Here is a 6737-nt window from a genome sequence, read left to right as displayed (position 1 = left end):
GGTGGGGGTCCGCGTCGTGCGGCGGTGAGCGCGTTCGGCATGGGCGGGGTGAATGCCCATGTGATCGTGGAGGAACCCCCGGCCGTCGCACCGCGCGGGGTGGTGGCGCAGGACTCGTACGTGGTGCGGGTGACCGCGGCCGACGAGACGGCACTGCGAAACCTCGCCCGAGCCTACGCCGACCGGTTCGACGCGGTACGCGACGACCGGGAGACCGCCGACCTCTGCCACACCGCCAACACCGGGCGCTCCCCGTTGGAGTTCCAGACCGCCGTCCACGGACGTACGGCCGCCGAACTCGCCACCGCCCTGCGCTCCGTCGCCGCCGGCGTCATCACGCCCGCCCGCGTCGACCTCGACCTGACCGCGGAAGCCGCGGCGGCCCGCACCGGGTCGGCCGCGGCGCCGCACCGACCCGCCGGCGCCGCCGAACTGGCCCGGGCCGGCTACGCGCACATCGACTGGCGTGCGCTCTCCGCCCCGGATGCCCGTGTCACGGACCTCCCCGCCTATCCGTTCGAGCGGGGGTCCTACTGGCACGCCACCGAGCGCGCGGTCGCCGAGCCCGCCCCGGCACCCGCCGCCGAGGCGGTACGCGTCCGGTGGCGCGTCCGGGACCTGGCCCCGGTGGCCGCCACCGAGACGGCGAGGGTCCGTCTGGTCACCGCCGACCCGGAGATCGGGCACGCGCTGACCAGGGCCCTCCGGGACCGGGGCACGACCGTCGTCGAGCCCGGCCACCCGGCGGACGCGGTCGTCGCGGTCGACTCCCGCGGCGGCCGGGACGGCCGGCCCCTCGACCTGAGCGGCTTCTGGGCCGAGCTGGGCGAGCTGGTGGCATCGCTGCCGACGCACGGGACGCTGCTGTGGGCCGGATTCCACGATGCCGCCGTGCACCCCGGCGAACTCGGCAGCCTACGCCCCGAGCGGGCCGCGATGGCCATGGCCGTGCGGGCCGCCGGAGCCGAGGGCCGCAAGCCCACCGTGACCGTCCACCTGGACCCGGCCGACCCGGCCGATGTCCTGGCCGGCCGCATCGCCGCCGAGTACGCCGCCCTGGCGGCCGGTGCGGCCACCGGAGCCCACGCCGACGGCGGAACGTCCGTCGTCGCCTACCGGAGGGGCCTCCGCCACACGCCGGACTCCGTCCCCGCCGTGCCCGGCGCACCGTACGCCCTGCCCGACGACGGGTACTGCCTGGTCACCGGCGGACTGGGCGCCGTGGGACTGCGCCTGACCGAGCGGCTGATCGACCGGGGGGCCAAGCGCATCGGCATCATCGGCCGGTCGGCCGTCGACCCCGCGCACTCCACCCCCCTACGGGACCTGGCAGCGCGGGCCGAGGTCGAGTACCTCTCCTGCGACGTGTCCGACCCCGCGGCGCTCGCCGCCGTCGCCGGGCAGCTGGGGCGGCGCTGGGGCCGGCTGGTCGGCGTCGTGCATTCCTCCGGCGGGGTCAACCCGTTCGGGGCCGTGCACCGCAGGCCGTGGAGCGACGCCGAGAGGGTGCTCGCCCCCAAGGTCCCCGGCTCGCTGAACGTCGTACGGCTGGCCAAGGAGGAGGGCGCCGACTTCGCCGTCCTCGTCTCCTCGGTCGCGGGTACGCAGGCCCTGGCAGGCCGGGGACTCGTCGACTACAGCCTCGCCAACGCCTACCAACTGGCGCTCGCCGAGCGGGAGACCGGCCCGGTCACCACGGTCACCGCGCACGCCTGGCCCGACTGGACGGGCATCGGCATGAAGGCGGACGCGTCCTTCTCCGCCGCCCACTCGATCGGTGCCGAAGAGGCACTGGACGCCTTCGTCGACCACCTCCGGTCGGGCGGCGCCGTGATCTTCCCGGGGAGCCCGGCCGCTGCCCCGGCCCGGCCCGCGGAGCCCGTCGCGTCCGCGCCGACCGAGCCGCGGCCCGAGGCTCCCGCCGTCCCCGCACCGGCACGCGCCGGGAACGACGGCGAGGCCATGCGCGCCCGGGTCAGGGAGGCCTTCGTCCACGTGCTGGGGGAGGACCCCGGCGAGCGCCCGCTGCCGGGGCTGGGGCTCGACTCCCTGGTGATCGCCGAGCTGACCACGGCGCTCGAACAGCGCAGCGGCCTGACCGTCGACCCCTCGCTGCTGATGCGGGCACGCACGGCCGACGACATCGCGGCCGGACTCGCCGCCCAGGGGGCACCCCCCGCCGGCGGTCCGCCCGCTCCCGACCACGACCACGACGACGACGCCCCCGCCTCCGCCCTGAGCGCCCTGCTGCGTCCCCTGCTCCAGCGGGACGGGCAGCGATGACCGGGCCGCGCACGACCGGAGAGCCGAACGAAAGGACAACCGTGAGCGAGCTCGACACCCGCATCGCCGTGATCGGCCTCGCGGTACGGCTCCCGGGCGCCGAGGACGTCGTCGACCTGACGGCCCTGCTAGGCCGCGACGGGGTAGAGGTCGGCGAGGTCCCGCCCAGCCGGTGGGCCCGAGAACTGTACCGGGGCGAGGGGCCCCACCAGGGGACCCACCACCGGGGCGCGTTCCTGGTGGACCCGTTCTCCTTCGACCACGAGGCCTTCGGCATGACCGCCGAGGACGCCGTGTTCCTCGACCCCCAGCAGCGGGTGATGCTGGAGGTCGGCGCCCGGGCCCTGGAGGACGCGGGGTACCTGGGGGTGCGCCGCAGGCTCGACGCGGGCGTGTTCGTCGGCGCCCGCATGAACGGCTACGGATTCGACCGGGGCCGGGGACAGGTCCCGCCCGGCACGCCGGGGTCCACGGGCGAGGCGGGGCCCGCCGCACTGTGGGGGCGGTCGCAGAACTTCACGGCGGCCTGGCTGTCCGACCGCCTGGACCTGGCGGGCCCGAGCCTGGTGGTGGACACCGCCTGCTCCTCCTCGCTGTCGGCGGTCTGGCTCGCCTGCCAGAGCCTGGCGGCCGGGGCCTGCGAGGTCGCCCTGGTCGGCGCGGTGGACCTGCTGATCGACCCGCTGACCTTCGTCCTCCTCTCACGCACCGGCGCGCTCTCCCCGGACGGGCTGTGCCACACCTTCGACAGCAGGGCCAACGGCTACGTGCCCGGAGAGGGCGCCGCCGCCCTGGTCCTGAAGCCCATGCCGGCGGCGCTGGCCGACGGCGACGTGATCCTCGGAGCCGTCAGCGGGGTCGCCGTCAACAACGACGGCCGCACCATGGGCGTCACCACACCGAACCTGGAAGCCCAGATCGACCTGCTGGGCAAGGCCTACCGGACGATCGACCCGGCGACCGTCCAGTACGTGGAGGCACACGGCACCGGCACCGCGATCGGCGACCCGATCGAAGTACGGGCGCTGACCGAGGTGTTCGCCCGGCACGGCGTCCCGCGCAACTCCGTGGCGCTCGGCTCGGTCAAGCGCCGCATCGGCCACCTGCACTCGGCATCGGGCCTGGCCGGACTCGCGAAGACCATCGTCGCGCTGCGCGAGGGCACCATCCCGGCCGTGGCGGTGGAGTCGCCCAATCCGCGCCTCAACCTCGCCGACAGCCCCTTCCACCTGCCCGGCACGAGCCTGCCCTGGCCCGATGCGCCGGTGCGCCGGGCCGCCGTGAGCGGATTCGGGTTCGGCGGCACCAACGCCCACGTGGTGGTCGAGGCCGCCCCCGTCCCTGCCGCGGCTCCCGCCGGGCCCGCGGACGGCGAGCGACCCGGGCCCGTCCACGTGCTGCCGCTGTCCGCCGACAGCCCGTACGCGCTGCGCGAACTGGCCGCCCAGTGGCTGGAGTTCCTGCCCTCCCTCGCGGACGGGCCCGGCGGGCTCGGTGACGCGTGCGCCACGGCCCGCCTGGCCCGACCGCACCGCACCGAGCGGATCGCCGTCGTAGGGGCGGACGCCGGCCGGCTCGCCGCCGCCCTGCGCGCATGGCTCCTGGAGCCTGCCGCCCCGGCCCCCCGCACCGCCGGCACCCCCCGCACCACCGTGTCCGTACGCCCCGCGGCCGCCGCGGCCCCGCCCGCGTGGCTGGTGGCTCTCGACACCTCCTCCCCGGCCGTGCACGAGGTCGTCGGCCTGTTCGAATCGGCCACCGGCACCCCGCTCGCCGCCTTCTCCGGCGAGCTGCTGCGGATCCTGTCCGCCGTCGCCCTCACGATCGCACTGCGCGACCTGGGGCTGCCCGAGGACGCGGTGGACCTGCCCGCGGGCTGGGGGTCGATCGGGGACTTCGTACGGGGTCGTCTCCCGCTGGAGCGGGCGCTGGCCGACGTCCTGCGGGACGACACGGACCCCTACCGCCGGACGGAGGACACCGAGGGCCACGCCGGCACCGACGCCGCCGCCCTCCTCGCCGGGGCCCGCGACGGCCGGGAGGTCACCGAGGTACTCGCAGGCATCGCCGCCCGACTCTTCCGGACGGGCCGGGACATCGACTGGGCCGCGTTCCAGCAGACCACCGGCTCGGCGTGGAACAAGCGCCTGCTGCCCCACGCCCAGCGGCGCGGCCGGGCGCTGAACCTCGCGGAGCCGCTGCGCTCGGCCGAACCCGGGTCGCCCGCGGAGCTGGTGTCCGACGAAGGAGCGGCCGGGTACACCTACGCCCGGGTCTTCGGTCCGGCCGAGGCTCCCATCGCCCAGCACGCCGTGTACCGCACGCTCATGCTCCCGGGCGTGGCGTGGTTCGACTTCCTGCGCGAAGGCGCGGCGCTGCGGGGCGAAGCCTTCCACGGAGCGCGGGACGTCCTCTTCCACCGCCCGCTCATCGCGTCCCGGGCCCGCCGGGTCGTCTGCCGGGTGCTCGCGGACGGCGGCTTCAGGGTTGAGGACGGCGAGAGCGGGGAGCCCTACGTCACCGGCCGGCTCGTCACGGAGGATCCCTCCGGGCCGCCGCCGCCCGTCCCCCTGCACACCCTGCTGTCCGACTGCGCGCGCTCCACCGTGCACGCGGGCTCGGGCCTCTACCGGTGGCTGCGCAGGATCGGCTACCACCACGGCCGTTACTACCGGAACATCTCCTGGGTGGCGAGCCTCCCCGACGGCGGCACGCTCGCCCGCGTGGAGGGCGTCCGCCAGCGGGAGATGAACCCGCCCGGAGTACAGCTGTTCCCCGGGCTCCTGGACAGCGTGACGGTCGCGGCGATCGACCCGGCGAACCCCGTGTTCGGCGCGACGGACGCCTCCGCGTTCATCCCGCTCTCGGTGGGCCGGCTGGACGTCCTCGGACCGCTGGACGCCGCCGCCTACGTACGGACGGAGATCGCGTTCTGGAACGACGAGGCCTGCCGGGTCACCCAGACCGTCACCGACGAGGCGGGCACGCCCCTGCTGGTCTTCGGGGACATGTCGTCCAAGCGGGTGCCCGTCCGGGCGTTCAGCGCGGGGGAGTCGGCCGTGCCGTCCGTGTCGTCCGTGTCCGAGGCGCGGCCGGCACCGGAGCCGCCCGTGCCCGCTCCGACGCCGCCCCGCCCTGCGGCGGCCGTCCCGGCGGCCCCTGCGCCTCCGGTCGTTCCCGCGGCTCCCGCGGCCCCTGCCGCCTCGCGGTCCGCGCGGGCGCTCGCCTGGTTCCTGGCCTTCACGGACACCCCCGCGGAGGACGCCGATACGGAGTTCCTGTCCGCCGGCTTCGATTCGGTCGGGCTGGTCTCGCTGAGCGAGCGCATCTCCGAGGAACACGGCGTGTCCCTGTACCCGACCGTCTTCTTCGAGTACCCGACCCCCCGGCAGTTCGCCGAGTTCCTCGTCGAGGAGGAGCCGGGACTCGTCGACGCGTTGGCGGCCCCGGCCGCACCGGCCGATCCCGCACCGAGGGTGCGGGCGGACGTCTCGGCCACTCCGCGCAGCCCCGAGGAGCCCCCCGCGCCCGCCCCGGAGTCCCGGCCTCGTGACGTCGCAGTCGTCGGCGCCGCGATCAGACTCCCCACCGCGGGCGGCCTGACCGCCTTCGCCGAGCTCCTCCTGGAAGGCCGGGACACGGTCCGGCCGTTGCCCGAGAGCCGCCGGCGGGACGCGGACGGGCCGGCCCCGTACGCTTCGTTCCTGGACCGCGTGGACGAGTTCGACCCGGCCCCCTTCCGGATCTCGGCCCGCGAAGCCCCGCTGATCGACCCTCAGGCGCGCATCGTCTACGAGACCATCTGGGAGGCCCTGGAGGACGGCGGCCGCATCGGCACGCGCGCCCACGGCCGCACCGGTCTGTGGATCGCCTACAGCCACGACCACTACCACGAGGAGCGGATGCGCCACGGCGTCCCCGACGGCCGGGGCCTCGGCCTGGAGGCGATGATCGCCAACAGGCTGTCCTACCTGATGGACTGGCACGGCCCGAGCGGACTGGTCAACACCCTCTGCTCCTCCTCGCTGGTCGCCCTGCACTCGGCGCTCCAGCACCTGCGGACCGGCGACATCGACACCGCGGTGATCGGGGCCGTACACGCCGGCATCAGCCCGGAGTACTTCCGCTCCATGGGCGACCTCATGGCCCTCTCGCCCCGGCACCGCAGCCGCGCCTTCGACAGCACCGCCGACGGCTTCGTCCCGGGCGAAGGAGCCGTGGCCGTGGTCCTGCGCCGGTACGACGACGCCCTGCGGGACGGTGACCGGATCCGGGGCGTGGTCAAGGGGGCCGCCGTCAACCACGGCGGCCGCACCACCCGCTACTCCGCACCCAGCCCGCGCGCACAAGCGGACGTGATTTCCGCCGCGTTGCGGGACGCGGGGGTGTCGGTGGAGTCGATCGGCTTGGTGGAGGCGCACGGGACGGGGACGGGTCTGGGTGATCCGATCGAG

At 75.6% G+C, this 6737-nt stretch carries 2 protein-coding genes; both read left to right on the top strand.

Annotated elements, in window-relative coordinates; translation table 11 throughout:
- Positions 1-2283, top strand: a 2283-nt coding sequence (locus ACZ597_RS35465; protein WP_471339563.1) for an SDR family oxidoreductase, incomplete at its 5' end; no start/stop codon positions are given.
- Positions 2284-2324: 41 nt separating this feature from the next.
- The coding region (locus tag ACZ597_RS35460) for a beta-ketoacyl synthase N-terminal-like domain-containing protein (protein ID WP_471339560.1) at positions 2325-6737 on the top strand (4413 nt) is incomplete at its 3' end.

Source organism: Streptomyces sp. NPDC040718, from assembly GCF_055593565.1.
Note: the sequence above shows the minus strand (reverse complement) of the source record. Positions and strands in the feature narration are given on the sequence as shown.